General features: G+C 65.0%; 15 protein-coding genes. 4 read left to right on the top strand and 11 right to left on the bottom strand.

The genetic code is table 11. The features are described 5' to 3' along the window. Positions 1-111 precede the first annotated feature (111 nt). On the top strand, positions 112-2,115 hold the full coding sequence (gene pdeR, locus ACEN8U_RS07040; RefSeq protein WP_310107554.1) for a cyclic di-GMP phosphodiesterase: 2,004 nt from the start codon (positions 112-114) through the stop codon (positions 2,113-2,115). A gap of 44 nt (positions 2,116-2,159) precedes the next feature. Here pdeR and ACEN8U_RS07035 read toward each other — a convergent pair whose 3' ends face one another. The 3 genes from ACEN8U_RS07035 to ACEN8U_RS07025 all read right to left on the bottom strand — a co-directional run bounded on the left by ACEN8U_RS07035 (position 2,160) and on the right by ACEN8U_RS07025 (position 6,151). After that, positions 2,160-3,047: a crotonase/enoyl-CoA hydratase family protein gene (locus ACEN8U_RS07035; RefSeq protein ID WP_013590277.1), complete on the bottom strand. Its 888-nt coding sequence runs from the start codon at positions 3,045-3,047 to the stop codon at positions 2,160-2,162. Positions 3,048-3,449: 402 nt separating this feature from the next. Further along, positions 3,450-4,553, bottom strand: a complete 1,104-nt coding sequence (locus ACEN8U_RS07030) for a malate/lactate/ureidoglycolate dehydrogenase (RefSeq protein WP_310107552.1) — start codon at positions 4,551-4,553, stop codon at positions 3,450-3,452. Positions 4,554-4,687: 134 nt separating this feature from the next. Continuing rightward, entirely contained in the window at positions 4,688-6,151 is a 1,464-nt protein-coding gene (locus ACEN8U_RS07025) for a M20 family metallopeptidase (RefSeq protein WP_310107550.1), read from the bottom strand. 396 nt (positions 6,152-6,547) lie between these two features. Here ACEN8U_RS07025 and ACEN8U_RS07020 point away from each other — a divergent pair, with 396 nt between their 5' ends. Further along, the gene (locus ACEN8U_RS07020) at positions 6,548-6,859 is read left to right on the top strand and encodes a superinfection immunity protein (protein WP_013590280.1); all 312 of its coding nucleotides are present in this window, start codon (positions 6,548-6,550) and stop codon (positions 6,857-6,859) included. Positions 6,860-6,876: 17 nt separating this feature from the next. On the opposite strand, the gene ACEN8U_RS07015 is transcribed toward ACEN8U_RS07020, so the two are convergent. From ACEN8U_RS07015 to ACEN8U_RS06980, 8 genes are all read right to left on the bottom strand, one after another. Further along, positions 6,877-7,146 (bottom strand): YodC family protein, encoded by a 270-nt coding sequence (locus ACEN8U_RS07015; RefSeq protein ID WP_013590281.1) that lies wholly within the window; start codon positions 7,144-7,146, stop codon positions 6,877-6,879. 502 nt (positions 7,147-7,648) lie between these two features. Then, positions 7,649-9,217 (bottom strand): MFS transporter, encoded by a 1,569-nt coding sequence (locus tag ACEN8U_RS07010; RefSeq protein ID WP_310107548.1) that lies wholly within the window; start codon positions 9,215-9,217, stop codon positions 7,649-7,651. A 30-nt stretch (positions 9,218-9,247) separates the two neighbouring features. After that, positions 9,248-9,838: a TetR/AcrR family transcriptional regulator gene (locus ACEN8U_RS07005; protein ID WP_310108064.1), complete on the bottom strand. Its 591-nt coding sequence runs from the start codon at positions 9,836-9,838 to the stop codon at positions 9,248-9,250. 154 nt (positions 9,839-9,992) lie between these two features. Next, positions 9,993-10,841: an isocitrate lyase/phosphoenolpyruvate mutase family protein gene (locus ACEN8U_RS07000; protein WP_310107546.1), complete on the bottom strand. Its 849-nt coding sequence runs from the start codon at positions 10,839-10,841 to the stop codon at positions 9,993-9,995. Positions 10,842-10,984: 143 nt separating this feature from the next. After that, entirely contained in the window at positions 10,985-11,410 is a 426-nt protein-coding gene (locus ACEN8U_RS06995) for an OsmC family protein (protein ID WP_013590285.1), read from the bottom strand. A 244-nt stretch (positions 11,411-11,654) separates the two neighbouring features. Beyond that, positions 11,655-12,209 carry a carboxymuconolactone decarboxylase family protein gene (locus tag ACEN8U_RS06990; RefSeq protein ID WP_310107544.1) on the bottom strand — a complete coding sequence of 185 codons (555 nt, stop codon included), beginning with the start codon at positions 12,207-12,209 and terminating at the stop codon, positions 11,655-11,657. A 67-nt stretch (positions 12,210-12,276) separates the two neighbouring features. After that, complete coding sequence (locus ACEN8U_RS06985; protein WP_310107542.1) at positions 12,277-13,605, bottom strand: aspartate aminotransferase family protein; 1,329 nt, start codon at positions 13,603-13,605, stop codon at positions 12,277-12,279. A gap of 169 nt (positions 13,606-13,774) precedes the next feature. Next, entirely contained in the window at positions 13,775-14,629 is an 855-nt protein-coding gene (locus ACEN8U_RS06980) for a MurR/RpiR family transcriptional regulator (RefSeq protein WP_013590289.1), read from the bottom strand. Positions 14,630-14,795: 166 nt separating this feature from the next. Between ACEN8U_RS06980 and ACEN8U_RS06975 the strand changes: the two genes are divergently transcribed. Further along, positions 14,796-16,364, top strand: coding sequence for a diguanylate cyclase domain-containing protein (locus ACEN8U_RS06975; protein ID WP_310107540.1), 1,569 nt, complete (start codon positions 14,796-14,798; stop codon positions 16,362-16,364). A 325-nt stretch (positions 16,365-16,689) separates the two neighbouring features. Next, positions 16,690-17,001 (top strand): hypothetical protein, encoded by a 312-nt coding sequence (locus ACEN8U_RS06970; protein WP_310107538.1) that lies wholly within the window; start codon positions 16,690-16,692, stop codon positions 16,999-17,001. The last annotated feature ends 66 nt before the right edge of the window (positions 17,002-17,067 follow it).

Here is a 17,067-nt window from a genome sequence, read left to right as displayed (position 1 = left end):
TTATGGCCCGAATTCCAGTGGCTTCGCTACAATGGGCTCGTCTTTAAGTATGATGAAGATGTCTGCCGCTATCCGCCATCAGGCCGAAACGGCACACCGCCCGGGGATCCCATGAATGACGACCAACACGAGCAGGTGCTTTATGCGCAGTTCGGCACAAGCAGCCCTTGCTGGCGTCTGTCGAGCGACAGCAACGCGCTCGAGCTGACGCCAGTCACCGGCGACGTGCCGGCCAACGTGGCCATTCCGCTGAATCCCCAGCAGGCTGCGCAAATCCGCTGCCTCACGGGCATTACTTCTCATGTGGTTCTCGACGTGCGCCTGTTCGGCGAGCCGCTGCGCCTGCACCTCGTCGGCAGAAAAATCAACAGCAGCAACTGGGCGGGCACCGCCTCCGCTTATGACGACACCGAATCGGTCGCACGCGATCTGATGCATGGCCTGTCGTTCGCCGAGCAGGTCGTGTCGGAAGTCAATTCGGTTGTCGTGATCGTCGACCGGCACGGGCGCATCCAGCGCTTTAACCGCCTTGCCGAAGAACTGACGGGCGTGAAGGAAGAGAACATTGTCGGGCGCAACGTGTGGGCGCTTTTCATGTCCTCGGAAGACGGCGCCGCATCGAGCCAGAACATTGCGGGCTTCTTCAATCGCGGCGTGTCGTATGAGGTCGAGCGGCGCGTGAAAACGCTAAACGGCGAGCGGCTCTTCCTGTTTCGCAACAAGTTCGTGCAAAGCGGCAGCGGCATCGACGAGCAGTATCTGATCTGCTCGGGCACCGACATCACCGAGGAACGTCTTGCGCAGGAGCGGCTCACGCAGCTCGCGAACACGGATTCGCTCACGGGGCTCGCCAATCGCAACGCGATCCAGGACAAGATCCGCACCGCCATCGAAGACGCCGCGCCCGGCGAATCGGTGGGGGTGCTGTTTCTCGATCTCGACAACTTCAAGAAGGTCAACGATCACTACGGCCATGTATTCGGCGACCGCCTGATCCGCGATGTATCGGCGGCCATCGGCACCTGTCTGAACGAAGGCGACACGCTCGCGCGCCTCGGCGGCGACGAGTTCATCGTGCTCGCGGCAAAAGGCACCGCGCACGAACTGGAAGCGACCGCGCAGCGCATCCTCGAGCGCATGCGCACGCCATTCAGCCTCGGTCTCGTCGAAGTCTATACGGGCTGCTCGATCGGCATCGCGCGCTATCCGGAGCACGGCGACAACCTGGAGTCGCTGATCCGCTCGGCCGACACCGCAATGTACGTGGCGAAAGACGAAGGCAAGCGCACGCACCGTGTGTTTTCGCCGGAGATGAACCGCAAGGTCGCGGAATACATGTGGCTCGACACGAACCTGCGGCGCGGGCTCGAAGAAGGCCAACTGACGTTGCACTACCAGCCGAAGCTTGTCCTCTCAACCGGTGTCGTGCAGGGCGTGGAAGCGCTCGTGCGCTGGAATTCGCCGGAACGCGGCCAAATCATGCCGGCCGAGTTCATTCGTTATGCAGAGGAATCGGGGCTGATCGGCGTGCTCGGCCGCTGGGTCATGCAAACGGCCGCCAAACAGGCCGCGAAGTGGAAAGCGGACGGCCACAACCTGCGCGTTGCCATCAACGTGTCGGCACGGCAACTGGTGGACACGGCCGTGGTCCGGCATTTCACCGAGGCGCTTGCGGAAGCGCATCTGGACCCCTGCCTTGTCGACGTCGAGCTCACCGAGAGCTGTCTGATCGAAGACGAAGCCGCAGCCATCGACCTCATCAAGTCGTTCCGGCAGCTCGGCGCTCAGGTGCATCTGGACGACTTCGGCACCGGCTATTCGTCGCTGTCGCAACTGGGGCGTATTCCGCTCGACGTGATCAAGCTCGACCGCAGCTTCGTGCGCTCGATCAACGCCGATACCAAGGCGCAAGCGCTCGTGCGCTCGATGGTCGTGGTCGCGCAGGAACTCGGTTTCAAGGTCGTCGCCGAAGGAATCGAGACCGAGTCGGAAGAGGCATTCATGAAAGGGCTGGGCGTCGAATACGTGCAGGGCTACCTGTACGCGCAGCCCATGCCCGCCGCGGAGTTCGAGCGCTGGTTGAAAGACCGGCAAAAGCTCAGGCTCATCGCCTGAGCCTCCGAACCGCGGCGCGCCCCTCGCGCCGCGCCGGGATTGAGTCAGCCGAAGTTGGCCGCGCTCGCCGCCGTCTGCCGCAGATTGGACGTACGGCGGTTTTGCAGCATCACGAGCCGCTCCATGAACGCGAGGTCCTTCTCTTCGATCATGAACGCGGCGTCGACCCAATCCTCGGTGATTTCCATCAGCTCGGCGCGCGACAGTTGCAGCACGCGCTGGCGCGCCCGCAGCATCGCGCGAATGCCGTTCATTTTCGGCTTGAGCGTGTCGATGAACGTGCGGGTCGCCATATAGGCGTCGCCGGGCTCGAACAGCTGATCGACGAGGCCCTTATCGCGGTGCCACTCCGCGGTATGCGGTTCGCCCCCGCCGATCAGTTCCTCGGCGAGCCGCATGCCGGCCTTGCGCGCGACGAGCGAATAGCCGCCCATGCCCGGAAACAGATTGAACGCGATCTCGGGAAAGCCCATGCGCGCGTCCGACTGCGCCAGCAGAAAATGATGCGCAAGCGCTGCCTCGAAGCCGCCGCCGAGCGCCGTGCCCTCCACCATCGCAATCGAGATCGCGCCGGTGTCGAAACCGCGCGCCGCCGCGTGCACGCAATCCACGCAGGCGCGCGCGTAGGCCATCAGCGCCTGGCGCTTGCCCGAGCGGATCGCCTCGGCGAAGAAGTCGAGGTCGCCGCCCACGTTATAGATGTTCGGGATCAGCGAACCGGTGACCCAGAAGTCGATCGGCAAACCCGATTCGCGCGCCGCCTGGGCGAGGCCGAGAATGTCGTGGACCAGATCGAGATTGAAACAGGGACGCGGCTGTGCGCGCAGCATCATCCACATGACATTGCGCCCTTCTTCGTAGTAAGCGGAGATTTGCGACAGATTGCCGGCTTCGAGGAACGGGCGGCAGGCGTGGTGGTTTTGTAGATTCATTTGAACGGTCCTTTAAGGTTAAACACTGATAGTGCAATGCGAGCCTAAAACAGACCGGAATCCGATGGGAGCGGGATAACCAACAGATCAATGCAAGGAAATGTCAAAGCCTTGTCGAGCGGACGTCGCGGCGATGCTTTCCGTCGCGAACGCGTGCGCTGCCGCGCAAACGCTTGCGCGCCGGAGTTGCGCGAGGTAGGGGGACATTGCGCGCAACGGGCGACGAGTGCGGCCGCGCACAAGAGGTGCAATACGTCTTGCGAATCGGAAAGAAAAAGGCCATTACGCCCGATTAGACGAGCCAGTCGAAATTGCTGCTTGCGAATAAGCTGTAATTCGTGGGCTAACAGACAGAATATCTATTGCGCATGAATGGCAAACCGCCTCATGCGGACGGGCAGGCTATTGGAGCGATGCCGACCAGCGCGCGATCTCATCCGCGCTCATGCCGACGGCGAGAGCCGCCGCGCAGATCTGCGTCCACGTGGCGGGATCGACGGGAATGCCGTTGGCTTCGCGCTCCGCGCGCGTGACGCGCTCCGGCTCGCCCGGTTCATAGATGCGCCCGGCGCCCACCGCGAGCGGCGAGGCCTTCACCCATGCGATGAAGGCGTCGGCTTCCTCCTCTGCATTCGGGGCGTCGAATGCGGCCGGGTCGATGATGACCGACAGCATGCAATTGATGATCGCGTTCGTCGTGCCAAGGGTGTCCGCATGCGTGGTGAAGCCGCCCGTGAGCGCGCCGCTGAAAATCTCGCACATGGCGGCGAGCCCGAAGCCCTTGTGGCCGCCGAACGGCGTCAGCGAACCGAACGGCGGCTCGTGCATCACCTTCGGATCGACGGTCGGCACGCCCTCATGGTCGATCAGCGAGCCCGCGGGCACCGCTTTGCCCTGGTTGTACGCCACGCGAGTCTTGCCGTACGCCACGGTGCTCGTTGCGAAGTCCAGCACGAGCGGAGGTTTGCCCGGCCGCGGATAGGCCGCGCAAAACGGATTCGTGCCGATGCGGCGGTCCGCCCCGCCGAACGGCGCGACGAGCGGATCGCCGGCCACATTGACGAAGTGAAACGACACGAGGCCGGCCCGCGCGCACTGTTCCGCCCAATGACCGATGCGGCCGATGTGATGCGCGCCGCGCAAGCCCACCGCGCACAGGCCGAGCCGCTGCGCCCGCGCGATGCCCGCGTCCATCGCCTCGAAGGCGACGACCTGGCCGAAGCCCTTGCGGCCTTCCACGGTGAGTACGGCGCCCGCGTCCTTCACGACCTCCGCGTGCAGGTTCAGACGCAGTTGCCCATCGGCAAGCGAAGCCGCATAGCGCGGAATCATGCCGACGCCGTGCGAATCGTGGCCGGTCAGGTTCGCCGCCACCAGATGATCGGCGACGAGTTCGGCCTCGCGCGGCGTGCTGCCCGCGCACTCCCAGATCGCCCTCACATAGGCATGAAGTTGCCCGGCCGCGATGCGGGGCGTGCTGGATGGCGCGAGGTCGTTATCGGTCATGCAAAGTCGGGCACGAGTTAAGGGTAAGGGGAATCCGTGAGGACGACCTTAAGGACAGCACCTTCACGGCAACACCTTATCGGCAGCACTTCAACGGTGCCCGCCTCGAAAGCAGCACCTTGAACGCCGCACATTCACGGCGCCGCAGCGATCACCTGGGCGACCGCTGCCGTCAGCTTCTTGCCGTACGGCACGTGCAGGAACTCATTGGGCCCGTGCGCGTTCGACTTCGGCCCCAGCACGCCGCACACCATGAACTGCGACTTGGGGAAACCTGCCTTCAGCACGTTCATCAGCGGGATCGTGCCGCCCTGCCCGATGTAGGCGACGTCGGCGCCGTAATGCGCGCGCGACGCATCGTTGAGCGCAGTGGTGAGCCACGGTGCGAGTTCGGGCGCGCTCCAGCCGCTCGCCGCGCCGGCGTCCGGCTTGAAGGTCACCTTCGCGTTGTACGGCGGATCGAATTCGAGCAGCGCCTTCAGTTCCGCGACGGCCTTGTCCGCCTCGATGAGCGGCGGCAGACGCAGCGACAGCTTGAACGCCGTGCGCGGGCGCAGCACGTTGCCGGCATCCGCGAGCGCGGGCAAGCCCGCCGCGCCCGTCACCGAGAGCGACGGACGCCATGTCGAATTGAGCAAGGCCTCTTTCGGATCGGTCGTGGTGGGCAGCACCTGACGGCCGTCCTGACCGCAAGCCCACGGCAGCTTTTTCCACACGTCGTCGCCGAGAATGTGCGCCGTGGCCTCTGCTTCCCGCAGACGCTCGGCCGGAATCGGGCAGTGAAAGCCCTTCGGCAGCAGCGTGCCGTTGGCGGCGTCTTCGAGCCGGTCGAACAGTTGCCGCATGATGCGAAAGCTCGACGGCGCGATGCCGCCGTAGCCGCCCGAATGAATGCCTTCGTCGAGCACCTGCACTTCCAGATCGCCGGCGACGAGTCCGCGCAGCGACGTGGTGAGCCACAGTTGATCGTAATTGCCCGCGCCCGAGTCGAGGCAGACGACGAGGCCGACATTGCCGAGCCGTTCGCGCAGCGCGTCGACATAGGGCAGCAGATCGTAGCTGCCCGACTCCTCGCAGGTTTCGATCAGGCCGACGCAGCGCGGCCGCTCGACGCCCTGGGCGTCCAGCGCGGCAAGCGCGGTGATGCTGGCGTAGATTGCGTAGCCGTCGTCGGCGCCGCCGCGGCCATACAGCTTGTCGTTCTCCAGCTTCGGCGTCCACGGGCCGAGGTCGCTGCGCCAGCCGTCGAATTCAGGCTGCTTGTCGAGGTGGCCGTACAGCACGATGGTTTCGTCGCTGCCCGAGCGCGTGGCCGGCGTCTCGAAGAAAATCACCGGCGTGCGGCCCGGCAGGCGCACGATCTCAAGCTTCAGGCCGCGCACGGGCTGCTGCTCGACCCATTGCGCAGCGTCGGTAATCACGCGTTCCAGGTAGCCGTGCTTCACCCATTCGGGATCGAACGCGGGGCTTTTGGCGGGCACCGCGATGTAGTCCGTCAGCGCAGGCACGATCTCGTCGTTCCATTTGCGGTCCACGAACTCGCGGAGCGTGTCGGGGTTGAGGCGCTGCGCCTCGCGGGTCGTATCGTCGGAGATCATGATGGCAGTCCGTAACGGTTCCGTTCACTCGAAACGAACATGATAGACCCGATGCCGCGTGCACTGAAGTGCCCGGCACCTGGCGGCGTGCCTGCGGGTAGAGGGTCATGCGGGGCGGCGCCCCTTGCCGCGCCCTCTGCAGCGCCCTTTGCAGCGCGGCGGCGGCGCGGCGGCGCGGCGGCGGCCGGCAGCGGCCGACAGCGGCGCCGCCGCCGGCCGGGCAGTGCTCACGCCCACCGGCATGGCAAGCTTTCATTGAAGCTGCACGCGGCAAACAATCGCGCGACAATCGCCATAATGGCCGCACGCGCCGCATGCGTGCATGGGTTAGCCCGGTTCGCAGGCCGATGGTCTGACTAGCCGGCGTACAGCGGGTCGCGTTTCGGGAGGCGGCACATGGATGAGCGCGTTGCCGTTCAGATCGTCACCGTGGTGATCGCGCTGGCGCTGTATTTTCTGCCGGCGATTCTGGCCGACCGACGCAAGCGCGTCGACGTGCTGACGCTCGCGCTCTTCAACGCGTGTCTGGGCTGGACGGTGCTGGGATGGCTGCTCGCGCTCTACTGGTCGCTGCAGCCGAATCCGCCGAAAAATCTCGCGGGCGAAGTGGTGGAAAAACGCAAGCTCGTGCGGATGCGCGCGTTTTCGTCCGCGCTGCTGCTACGCGTGCAGCGTCGCGAGGCGACGCGCGAGCACCCGGAGAAATAAATACACGCAGTCATGCCTTATGCCGCGCGGCTCATGCGGTTCCATTGCACGGAGCCGGCCGGAATGCAGCGCGGCTCGGCGCGCACGCTGGAAGGCGCGAACATTTCGCGGCGCAATTCGCCGCGCTCGTCGAACCATTCGCAGATCAGCCAGTCGCCGGGATTGAGCGCCACTGGGCCGGCATAAGTGACCGTCATGCGCGGGCCGCCGTCTTTCAACGTGACGACGTCGCCGGTGGAGAAGCGGGCGGGAGGCGGTGTGAGTGCGTCAATGGTAGCGGTCAGCATTTTCAATCCTCTACGGAACCGTTTGCAGTATTTAAGTCATTGCGCCGTCTGTCGATTCGGACTCGACTCAGCCTCGACCACGAACGACTGAGAGAGACCTCTAAAACGCGTTCAGATTAACAACCGAAATTAAATACGGCAAGCGCTTTTTATTGATAGGGTTTTCATTAACATGAGAAAGACATTTTGCCGCACTGCAATTGGGGGTTACTCCGGAGGCGCCTCGCATAAGGCCCGGGGGCGCCTTGGTGCGCGAGCGCACAGACCGCAAGAATTACTGCCACGGGCGTCCCGCGGGTAGAAAATGCATGGACAAAAATGCTTCAAAACTGAAACACGTTTGATCCTGATCAGGGTTGTTACTATTTGCCGCGCATTCGAATTACCTATGAATGAGCCGATCATCCGTAAATGGCGCGTCAATTAAAAATGAAATCCGTGTGAAACGCGTTAATAATTTTTCTGCTGCTACAGCGATGAAAACGATTACCGCCGCGCGGTTTTAAAGCGCGCGTGCCGCGCGGCTCCGTGCGAGTTGCTGGTGCCGCACGAGCAGGACCGAGATGCCGATGCAGACGAACATCAGCGCGGCGTTGATCGCGAGGCTCAGCTGGAACGGGTGGGCGTACGCGGCAGGCGTCGCGCGGGCGGCGGCTCCGGCCGCTCCGCTAGGGACAGCCGCCCCTAGCGCGCTGAAAAATGCGCCGCTGATCGCGGCTGTGCCGAACGCCGAGCCGATCTGCAACGTCGACGAAATCACGCCCGACGCGAGCCCCGCTTTTTCAGGCGCCACTTCCTGCAACGTAATGCGCATGATGGACGGCAGCAGCAAGCCATTGCCGACGCCCGCGCAGACGAGCCCCGCGTAGAACGCCAGGTCGGGCGCCGCCGCCTCGCCCGCGGCCCAGCCGGTCACGGCGAAGCCGAGCGTCATCATCGAAAAGCCGAGCGTAAGCACATGGCTGCCGATGCGCTTGACGACGGCCGGCGAAGCGAGCGGCCCGATCACGAAGCCGATCGCGAACGGCATGATGGCCATGCCCGAGGCGAGCGGCGTCCAGTGCAAGCCGGTCTGCAGAAAGATGCCGTAGGTCAGAAAAAAGGCGCTGTTGCAATAGAACAGGAACGCCAGCACGAGGCCGAGCGCGAACGCGCGGTTGCGAAACAGCTGCAGATCGACGAGCGGGTGGCCGCCGCCCCGCTCCACCCGCTTTTCCGTGACGACAAAGAGCGCGAATGCGGGCACCGCGAGCGCGAACATCGCAAAGGTCCAGGCCGGCCAGCCGGCCTCGCGGCCGTGCGTCATCGGGTAAATGACGAGCAGCAGCACAGCGGAAAGCAGCGCCACGCCCTTGATGTCGAGGCTGGTGCGCGTGGCCGGCTGGTTTTCCGGCACGAACTTCCACGTGCCGAGAAACGCGGCAATGCCGATCGGAATATTGATCAGGAAGATGATGCGCCAGTCGAGCCCGAACGGGTGATAGGTAATCAGCGCGCCGCCGCCGAGCTGCCCGACAATCGACGAGAGTCCAAAGACGAAGCCGTAAAAGCTCATCACCCGCGTCTGCTGATGCAGCGGCACGACCGCGCGGATCGTCGCCAGCACCTGCGGCGCCATCACGGCCGCCGCCATGCCCTGCACGATGCGCGAGATCACGAGCATGTGGCCGCTCGTCGCGAAGCCGCACAGCGCGGACGCGATCACGAACGCAGCCATGCCGGTCATGAACATGCGGCGCCGGCCGAACAGATCGCCGAGCCGGCCGCCGGTAATGAGCAGGACCGCGTACACCGAGGCGTAGGCCGACACGACGAGCTGCAGCTGCGCGTCGGTCGCGTAGAGGCCGGTGCGAATGGACGGCAGCGCGAGATTCACGATGAAGTAATCGAGCGGCGCGAGGAAAGCGCCGACGAACAGCACGGCGAGCGCGAGCCCCTGGCGCTGGAAGCGCATGGGGGGGCGGTCGGCGGCGCGCAGGGTGGCGCCGTGGTTGCGGGTCGCGGTTGCGGCTTCGGTTGCGACTTCGCTGGGAAAAACCGAAGGTGACGATTGAATCGGGTCTGATTTCATGACTGATCGTTCAATAAATCGGCAAAAAAATTAGACGAGGGCCCGCATCGCGACATCGACGATACCGACTAGCGCGTCTTCCTTGTGGGCGACCCGGCCGAGCACGCGCAAGCCTTGCATCACGCACAACAGAAAATCGCCGACGGCTTTTTCGTCGAGCGTGGCGTTGAACGCGCCGCTTGCCTGCCCGCGGATGACCGACGCCGCCAGCAAAGTCGCCATGCGGCGCTGGATGGCGGCGACGCGCTCGCGCAACGCCTCGTCGCCAGGCTGCATTTCGAGCGTGGTGTTGGTGATGAAGCAGCTGCGCTCGCCGGACAGCGCGCAGGCGACCCGCGCGTAATGCAGCAGTGCGTTGCGCAATGCCTGTTCCGGCGGCACCGGTGCATTCAGCCGCTCGGCGAGGCGGGCGACCGAGCCCTCGGCGTAATGGTCCAGCGCGGCCAGCATGATGCCGTGCTTGTCGCCGAATACGCCGTACAGGCTGCCGCGCAACAGGCCGGTCGCCTTGCACAGGTCGTCGATGGAGGTGGCGTGATAGCCGTGGTTCCAGAACACCTGGCTCGCGCTGGCCAGCACGGCGTCTGTATCGAACTCGCGCGGACGGCCGCGCGGGCCGATCCGCCCCGCCTTTTTCCGCGACGAATTGGGCTGGGAGGGCGGCTGAAAGCCGGGTTGCAAGCGGCGTTGACCGGAGGGTTTCATCCCACGCATATTATGACCAACCGTTCAACAAATCAACCCGAAATATCGTAGGCCACCCGGGCGGCGTTTGTCAGCGCGGCGTCGGCCACTTGCGCTCGGCGGTCGCGAAGAACTCGTTCAGTTCGTTGCCGCTCGCCGCGTCCTTCGTGTAAGTGAAGGTGCCCTGATCGCGAATTTCGTGCGCGGCGCGCAAAAAAGCGCCGAGCGCCGCGCGCGCGAGCGAACCGCCGACGCTCACGCGCCGCACGCCCATCGCGCGCAGTTCGTCAAAGCTGAGCAGCACGCCCTGCAAGCCCATCAGCACGTTGACAGGCCGCTCGAGCGCGCCGACCACGGCGGCGATTTCCTCGCGCGTCTTGAGCCCCGGTGCATACAGCACGTCGGCGCCGGCTTGCTGATACGCCTGCAGCCGGCGGATCGTGTCGTCCAGATCGGCACGGCCCGCCAGATAGTTCTCGGCCCGCGCCGTGAGCGTGAACGGAAACGGCTGCGCGCGAGCCGCTTCGACCGCGGCGCGCACCCGCTCGACCGCGGCCTCGAACGGGTAGATGGGCTCGTCGGCTCGGCCGGTCGCGTCTTCTATCGAGCCGCCGACCACGCCCGCCTGCGCCGCCTGGCGGATCGTCTCGGCACAGTCTTCGGGCGCGTCGCCGAAGCCGTTTTCCAGATCGGCGCTGACGGGCAGATCCGTCGCGCCGGCAATCTCGGCGAGATGGACCATCATCTGCGCGCGGCCCACCGCGTTATCCGGCAAACCACGCGAAAACGCATAGCCGGCGCTGCTCGTGGCGAGCGCCTTGAAGCCGGCCAGCGCAAGCAGCCGCGCCGAACCGATGTCCCACGGATTAGGAATGACGAAAGCGTCTTGCGCTTTGTGCAACGCCTCGAATTGCGCTGCTTTTTCGGCTTGAGTAGTCATCGCGATGTCATCGAGAAGCGCCGCGCCGGCGCTAGAGGCCGGCACTGCGGTGTGAGTTGCCCGGAGTTGTCCATGAACGGCGAGGCGATAGAGAGGCGATAGACCCACGCTTCGCCCGCGCCGAGGTTGTGCTGTGTTTCGACTCAGGTCTCGAGCCGGGCATCCATCGTGATGGTGGCGTTCAGCACTTTCGAAACCGGACAGCCGGCCTTCGCGTCCGCAGTGGCCTTGTCGAACGCGGCCTTGTCGCCGCCGGGAATTTTCACGGCCACGTCCAGATGCACGGCGGTGATCGTGAAGCCGCCGCCGTCTTTATCGAGCGTGACGGTCGCGGTCGTGCCGATCCGCTCCGGCGTGATGCCCGCCTTGCCCAATTCCGCGGACAGCGCCATCGAAAAGCAGCCCGCGTGCGCGGCCGCGATCAGCTCTTCCGGATTCGTGCCGATGCCGTCCGCGAAGCGCGTGGAAAACGAATACTGAGTCTCCTTGAGGACGCCGCTGTCGGTGGAAATGGAGCCCTTGCCGTCTTGCAGACCGCCTTGCCAGACTGCTGATGCCTTGCGCTTCATCGTTCTCTCCTGTTTCTGCCCTGCTTCGCGCGCTGCGTAATGATCGTGATGCCCGCCGCAACGGTCCAGCCCGGAGGTTCCGCGGCGCCTGCATCGGTCGCGAGTGCGGCGCTGCCTGAAGGGCGCGGACGTGGACCGACCTTCATGATAGGCCCTTCCGTGTGCCAACGCCGTGACGGCGGCACACGCGCGGTATCGGTGCCGCGGCCATCAAGCGACCAAGCGGCCAATCGACCAGACGGGCTTACTCGGCGAACGGCAAGCTGTCCTGGCCGATGGCGCGCATGTCGAACACGTTCAGCGTCATCGCGACGAGCGCGTAGTAGCCGAGCAGCCCCACGAGGTTGATGACCACCGGATGCCCGAAACGCCCGAGCGCCTTCTGATACGTCGCGTCGGACACGCGCCTGGTGTCGTACAGCTCGCTCGCGAAATCGTGGATGAGCGCGTCGTCGGCATCCGCGAACGCAGGCCGCCGGCCCGCGCGGATCGCCTCGGCGTCGGCCTCGCGCACGCCGGCTTCGAGTGCAATCGGATAGTGGATGTACCACTCCGCCTGCGCCTGCCAGCGCGCCGCCGTCACGAGAATGGCGAGTTCTGAGAGCCGCAGCGGCAAGCCTGTGCGGTAGCGACAGAAGGCGCCGAGGCGCTGCGCGTGCTGCGCGAGTTCCGGGCTATGAATCCAGCCGAGAAAGGGTCCGTTCAGGTTACCGCGCGGACCGGACACAATCTCGTCGAGAACAGCCTTTTGTTCCGGCGACGCGTCGGACATCTGGAAGGCGGGCAAGCGCTCGGTCATCGTGGCCTCGCAAGTCGAAAATGGATGAAATCAGGTATGTTTTCAGCGCGGCTTGGCCGTCGCGCGCTCAGGCTGAGGCGAGTGCGCCGTCGATCGCATCGGCGAGACGGCTCACCATCTCGTCGATATCGCGCGCGGTGCAGATGAACGGCGGCGCGAGCAGCACATGATCGCCGATCTTGCCGTCAACCGTGCCGCCCATCGGGTACACCATCAAGCCGCGCGCGAATGCTTCCCGGCGAATCGCCGCATGCAGCTTGATCTGTGCGTCGAAAGGCGCCTTGGTCTCGCGGTCCTTCACCAGTTCGACGCCGACAAACAGTCCGCGCCCGCGCACATCGCCGATATGCGGATGCTGCGCGTAGTGCTCGCGCAAGAGCCCGCGCAGCTGCTCGCCGCGCGCGAGCACATTGGGCAACAGTTTCTCGTCGGCGATCACGCGCTGTACTTCGAGCGCGGCGGCGCATGCGGTGGCGTGGCCGATATAGGTGTGCCCATGCTGAAAAAAGCCCGAGCCGCCGACGATGGTCTGATAGATGCGATCGCTCACGAGTGTTGCGCCGATCGGCTGATAACCCGCGCCGAGCCCTTTCGCAATGGTGAGGAGGTCGGGCGCGACGCCGTCTTCCTCGCACGCGTACAGATAACCGGTGCGTCCCATGCCTGACATGATCTCGTCGAGAATCAGCAGCACGCCGTAGCGATCGCACACCGCGCGGATCTTGCGGAAATATTCGCGCACCGGCGGCACCGCGCCCGCCGTCGCGCCGACCACCGTTTCCGCGACGAAGGCCGCCACCGTATCCGCGCCCAGTTCGAGGATGGTCTGCTCCAGTTCATCGGCAAGACGTTGCGCGAATTCGCTCTCCGTTTCGCCCGCGCGCTGCTCGCGATATGCATAGCAGGGACTCACGTGATGCGCCTCGATCAACATCGGCAGGAACGGCTCGCGCCGCCATGCGTTGCCGCCAATGGCAAGCGCGCCGAGCGTATTGCCGTGATAACTCTGCCGCCGCGCAATGAAATGACGCCGCGCGCTTTCGCCCTTCTCCACGAAATATTGCCGCGCGAGCTTGAGCGCGGCCTCGATCGCCTCGGAGCCGCCCGACACGAAATACACGTGCGCGAGACCCGGCGGCGCACTGGCGACGAGCCGGTCCGCGAGTTCCTCGGCCGGCTGCGTGGTGAAGAACGAGGTGTGCGCGTACGGCAGCTGCTGCGCCTGCCGCTTGATCGCGTCGATCACGCGCTGATTGCTGTGACCGAGGCACGAGACGGCGGCGCCGCCCGACGCGTCGATATAGCGCTTGCCGGTGGAGTCGATGATCTCGATGCCGTCGCCGGCAACGGCAATGGGCAGCGATTGTCTGGGTGATCGATGGAATACGGTGGACATGGCTTTCGCTTCTCGTCGCGATAGATGGGCAAACCGAAGGCGCGCAATCGTGCAGCACGATGAATTGCATGGCCCCGGACTCAACATGCGGTGCACATTTATACGCTAAAACAACATTTGTTGTCAAACACGGCGCACCGACACCAGTCCGTGAATCCTGTGAGGGCAATCAGGGCACGTAGGCACCCTTGGCGTGCAGCGATTGCTCGGCGATGCCCAACTGTTCGACGGCGTCCGCGCCCTCGAGGGCGAGCAGATGCGCGACGAGCGACTCGGCAATGGCGGTGGCTGCCACGAGCGACGGAAAGAACGACGGGCTCTCATGCGAGAAGATCAGCACCTTGTCGGCATTCAACGCGACGGGCGAGACGGCGCTGTCGGTAATCGCAATCAGCTTGCTGCCCTTTTCCAGCGCGGCTTCCGCGACGCGCGCGGCCTCGACGGAATACGGCGCGAAACTGATCACGATAGTGGCGCTGTCGCGCTCGACGGTGCGCAATTGCATCTCCAGCGTGCCGGCTTCGCCGTTGAGCAGCGACACGGACGAACGAAACAGCCGGTAGCCGTATACGAGCCCGAAGGCGACCGGGTAGCAGGAGCGGAAACCGGCGACATGGACGTGCGGCGCACGCCGCAGCAGGCGCGCCGCCTCCACGATCACACGGCTGTTGTGCGCGGCCGTGACTTCGAGATTGTGCTGCTGGGCGACGAGGAGGTCGTTGGCCAGCGCGTCCTTCGACTTGACGAGCGAGCGCGCGCGGCTCGTCAGCGGCTCGGGCCGCGTGCGCACCCGCGCAACGAACAGGTTGCGCAGTTCGTTCCAGCCGGGAAAGCCGAGTTGCTGCGAAAGACGCACGAGCGAGGCCGGTTGTACCTGTGCGCGCTCGGCGACCTTGCGCATCGACGAGACCGCGACTTCGTCCGGATGGTCGAGCAGGAAACCCGCCCCCATCTGGAATTGCGGACTCAGTTCGGAGAAGCGCGCCCGGATCAGGGCGGCGAGCTGGTCGAAACTGTCTGGCATGCGAAGGTCCGGCCGAGGGTTAAGAGATGACAACAAATGTTACCACCGGGCGTGAGGCCGAAACGCGGCGCGGCAGGTGCTCCGGGCAACTCCCCATAAAGAACCGCTGCGCCCCGCCGTTAAGACAGGCACCCTAGCTCCGCCCCGCACCGATCCGAGCGGCACCATGGCAGTCAATCTTTCCGTTTCCGAGTCGATCCTTACGACTCCGTCCGGCCTCGGCGCGGCCGTCTCGCCCGCTATCCGGGCCCGCCTGTTGTCCGCGCTGTTCGACAACCGGTGGCCGCTCGTCATGTCGATCGTCGCCAGTGCCTTCGTCGCGGTGGCTGCTTATATGCGCCTGCATCAGCCGTGGGCGATCGTGTGGCTGTTCGCGGACGTGTGGCTATTGCTAGGACGCCTGAGCATCATCCACGCCTATCTCACGCATGGCCGCAAGGGCGCGAGCAATCCGGGGCCGTGGGCGGCGGCCTATGCGCCGCTGTGCGTCGCCACGAGCCTCATGCTCGGACTCGGGACGATGGGCTGCGTCAGCACCGCCGACACCACGCTGGCCGCGCTCGCCATCATGGTGGCGTCGGGCATACTCGGCGGCATCGCCTCGCGCAACGCCGCCGTCCCGCGTCTCGCGATCGCCCAGATATGCGTGGTGTCGATACCTATCGGAATCGGCGCGCTGCTCTCGCCCACCGACGGCTCCTGGATCCTGATGCCGCCTCTCGCGCTGTATATCGGCGCGATGACGTCCATCGTGCGACGCCATTACCGGGGCCTCGTGGCGCTGATGATCGCCGAGCAGAACCACGCCGAACTCGCGGCGCGCTTCGATGCCGCGCTGACTCATATGCCGCACGGGCTTTGCACGCTCGACCGGGCCGGCAAAGTGGTGATCGCCAATAGCCGTACTGCGCAGCTCTTCGGCGCGAACGTCGAGATGCTCCAGCTCAACTTGCCGCTGCCTGAGTTCATCGCCCATGCGGGTTTCGCGCAATTCGACGACGCGCTGCGGCAGCAGTTCATCGAGCGATGCAGCGCCTGGCTGCACGAAAAGCGGCGGCCTCTCGCGCTGGAACTGCGCAACGGCCGTCAGCTGGAATTGCGGCGCAATCCGGTTCCCGACGGCAGCGCTGTCGTGATCATCGAGGATGTGACCGAGCGCAGGCAAAGCGAAGCCAAGGTGCTGTACCTGGCTCGCCACGACTCGCTGACGGGACTCGCGAACCGGCGCGAATTGCGCGAACGTCTGGAGAGAATCCTGTTGAAGGCGCGTGCCGTCAGCGGAATGCGCACCGCTGTGCTGTACCTCGATCTGGACGGCTTCAAGCAGGCCAACGACCGGCACGGCCATACCGCGGGCGACGAAGTGCTGGAGACCGTCGCGGCGCGCCTGCGGCAGACGCTTCGTCACGGCGAATTCGCCGCGCGTCTTGGCGGTGACGAGTTTGCCGTGATCGTCGAACAGGCGACGCTGCACTCGATTGTCGCGATCGCACAACACGTGATTCGCGAAATCGCGAAGCCGTATGTGCTCGCGACGGGCGGCACCATCAGCATCGGCACGAGTATCGGCATTGCATTGGCCGAGGCGCATGAACCCGTCGACGATCTGATCCGGCGCGCCGACGAGGCCATGTACAGCGCGAAAAATGCCGGCAAGGGCACCTATCGCATTTCCCGCGAGGAAAGCCGCCTGCAGCCCGATGCGGACTACGACGCAAACGTCGGCGCGGCGTAGCGCTTCGCGCCTCTTTGCCATTGCACGCCGATTGTCCCATTTGCGCGCGATGCGTTAGCGCGGGCTTTCGCTTTCGCGTTGGCATTGGAAAGCGTTGGCATTGGAAAAATTGGAAAGCGCAATCCGCGTGCCGCTTCAGGAGACCGAACGCGGCCCGCGCCCGCCAGGCGGCCACTCCCGGCCAGTCATCAAAACGAAGTATTTCCCCCTGATTGACCCGCTTTCCGGCGTGCGCTAAGAATCCGGTATGCATACCGGCACGGCTTATCCGGCCGTGCGCGTTCACGACGCCGCGCGAGTGCCGAAGTCAGTGGAGGACGCCATCATGCAGACGAGACTCGTGGCGATTGCGGCATGGGCCGTGGTTCAGACAGCAACGGTCTACGCGCAAGGGACCGGGGCGGCCGCGGGGACGAGCCACCCGCGTGGGGACGCGGGAACCTCAGGCGGCGCGAAGTCCCAGGTTCCGCCCTCGCCTCCAGCTCCCGCGCCGACGACCGCTTCGCCTAACGCCGGCACGCCGCTTCTGCCCGGCGCGGGCATCGTCGTGGCGCCCGAAGATGCAGGCCGGCCGCCGCGTCCCGAAGCGTCGCCGGGCACGCCTGCCAACCCGAGCGGCTTGAAGAAGCCCGATTGAGCACGGCACGACTCACAGGCACCAAACAACGGCCTCGCGGCTCCCCGGTTCGCCGGCCATAGACCC

This window comes from Paraburkholderia phenoliruptrix, assembly GCF_047325075.1.
GTDB lineage: Bacteria > Pseudomonadota > Gammaproteobacteria > Burkholderiales > Burkholderiaceae > Paraburkholderia > Paraburkholderia phenoliruptrix.
This window is presented reverse-complemented; position numbering and strand designations above follow the sequence as displayed.

Excerpts from the sequence above, each read along its gene's own strand:
- ACEN8U_RS06975 (WP_310107540.1), top strand. The coding sequence starts at position 14,796 with ATGGCAGTCAATCTTTCCGTTTCCGAGTCGATCCTTACGACTCCGTCC.
- ACEN8U_RS07035 (WP_013590277.1), bottom strand. The coding sequence starts at position 3,047 with ATGAATCTACAAAACCACCACGCCTGCCGCCCGTTCCTCGAAGCCGGC.
- ACEN8U_RS06980 (WP_013590289.1), bottom strand. The coding sequence starts at position 14,629 with ATGCCAGACAGTTTCGACCAGCTCGCCGCCCTGATCCGGGCGCGCTTC.
- ACEN8U_RS06970 (WP_310107538.1), top strand. The coding sequence starts at position 16,690 with ATGCAGACGAGACTCGTGGCGATTGCGGCATGGGCCGTGGTTCAGACA.
- ACEN8U_RS07015 (WP_013590281.1), bottom strand. The coding sequence starts at position 7,146 with ATGCTGACCGCTACCATTGACGCACTCACACCGCCTCCCGCCCGCTTC.
- pdeR (WP_310107554.1), top strand. The coding sequence starts at position 112 with ATGAATGACGACCAACACGAGCAGGTGCTTTATGCGCAGTTCGGCACA.
- ACEN8U_RS07025 (WP_310107550.1), bottom strand. The coding sequence starts at position 6,151 with ATGATCTCCGACGATACGACCCGCGAGGCGCAGCGCCTCAACCCCGAC.
- ACEN8U_RS06985 (WP_310107542.1), bottom strand. The coding sequence starts at position 13,605 with ATGTCCACCGTATTCCATCGATCACCCAGACAATCGCTGCCCATTGCC.
- ACEN8U_RS07020 (WP_013590280.1), top strand. The coding sequence starts at position 6,548 with ATGGATGAGCGCGTTGCCGTTCAGATCGTCACCGTGGTGATCGCGCTG.
- ACEN8U_RS06995 (WP_013590285.1), bottom strand. The coding sequence starts at position 11,410 with ATGAAGCGCAAGGCATCAGCAGTCTGGCAAGGCGGTCTGCAAGACGGC.
- ACEN8U_RS07030 (WP_310107552.1), bottom strand. The coding sequence starts at position 4,553 with ATGACCGATAACGACCTCGCGCCATCCAGCACGCCCCGCATCGCGGCC.
- ACEN8U_RS07000 (WP_310107546.1), bottom strand. The coding sequence starts at position 10,841 with ATGACTACTCAAGCCGAAAAAGCAGCGCAATTCGAGGCGTTGCACAAA.
- ACEN8U_RS07010 (WP_310107548.1), bottom strand. The coding sequence starts at position 9,217 with ATGAAATCAGACCCGATTCAATCGTCACCTTCGGTTTTTCCCAGCGAA.
- ACEN8U_RS06990 (WP_310107544.1), bottom strand. The coding sequence starts at position 12,209 with ATGACCGAGCGCTTGCCCGCCTTCCAGATGTCCGACGCGTCGCCGGAA.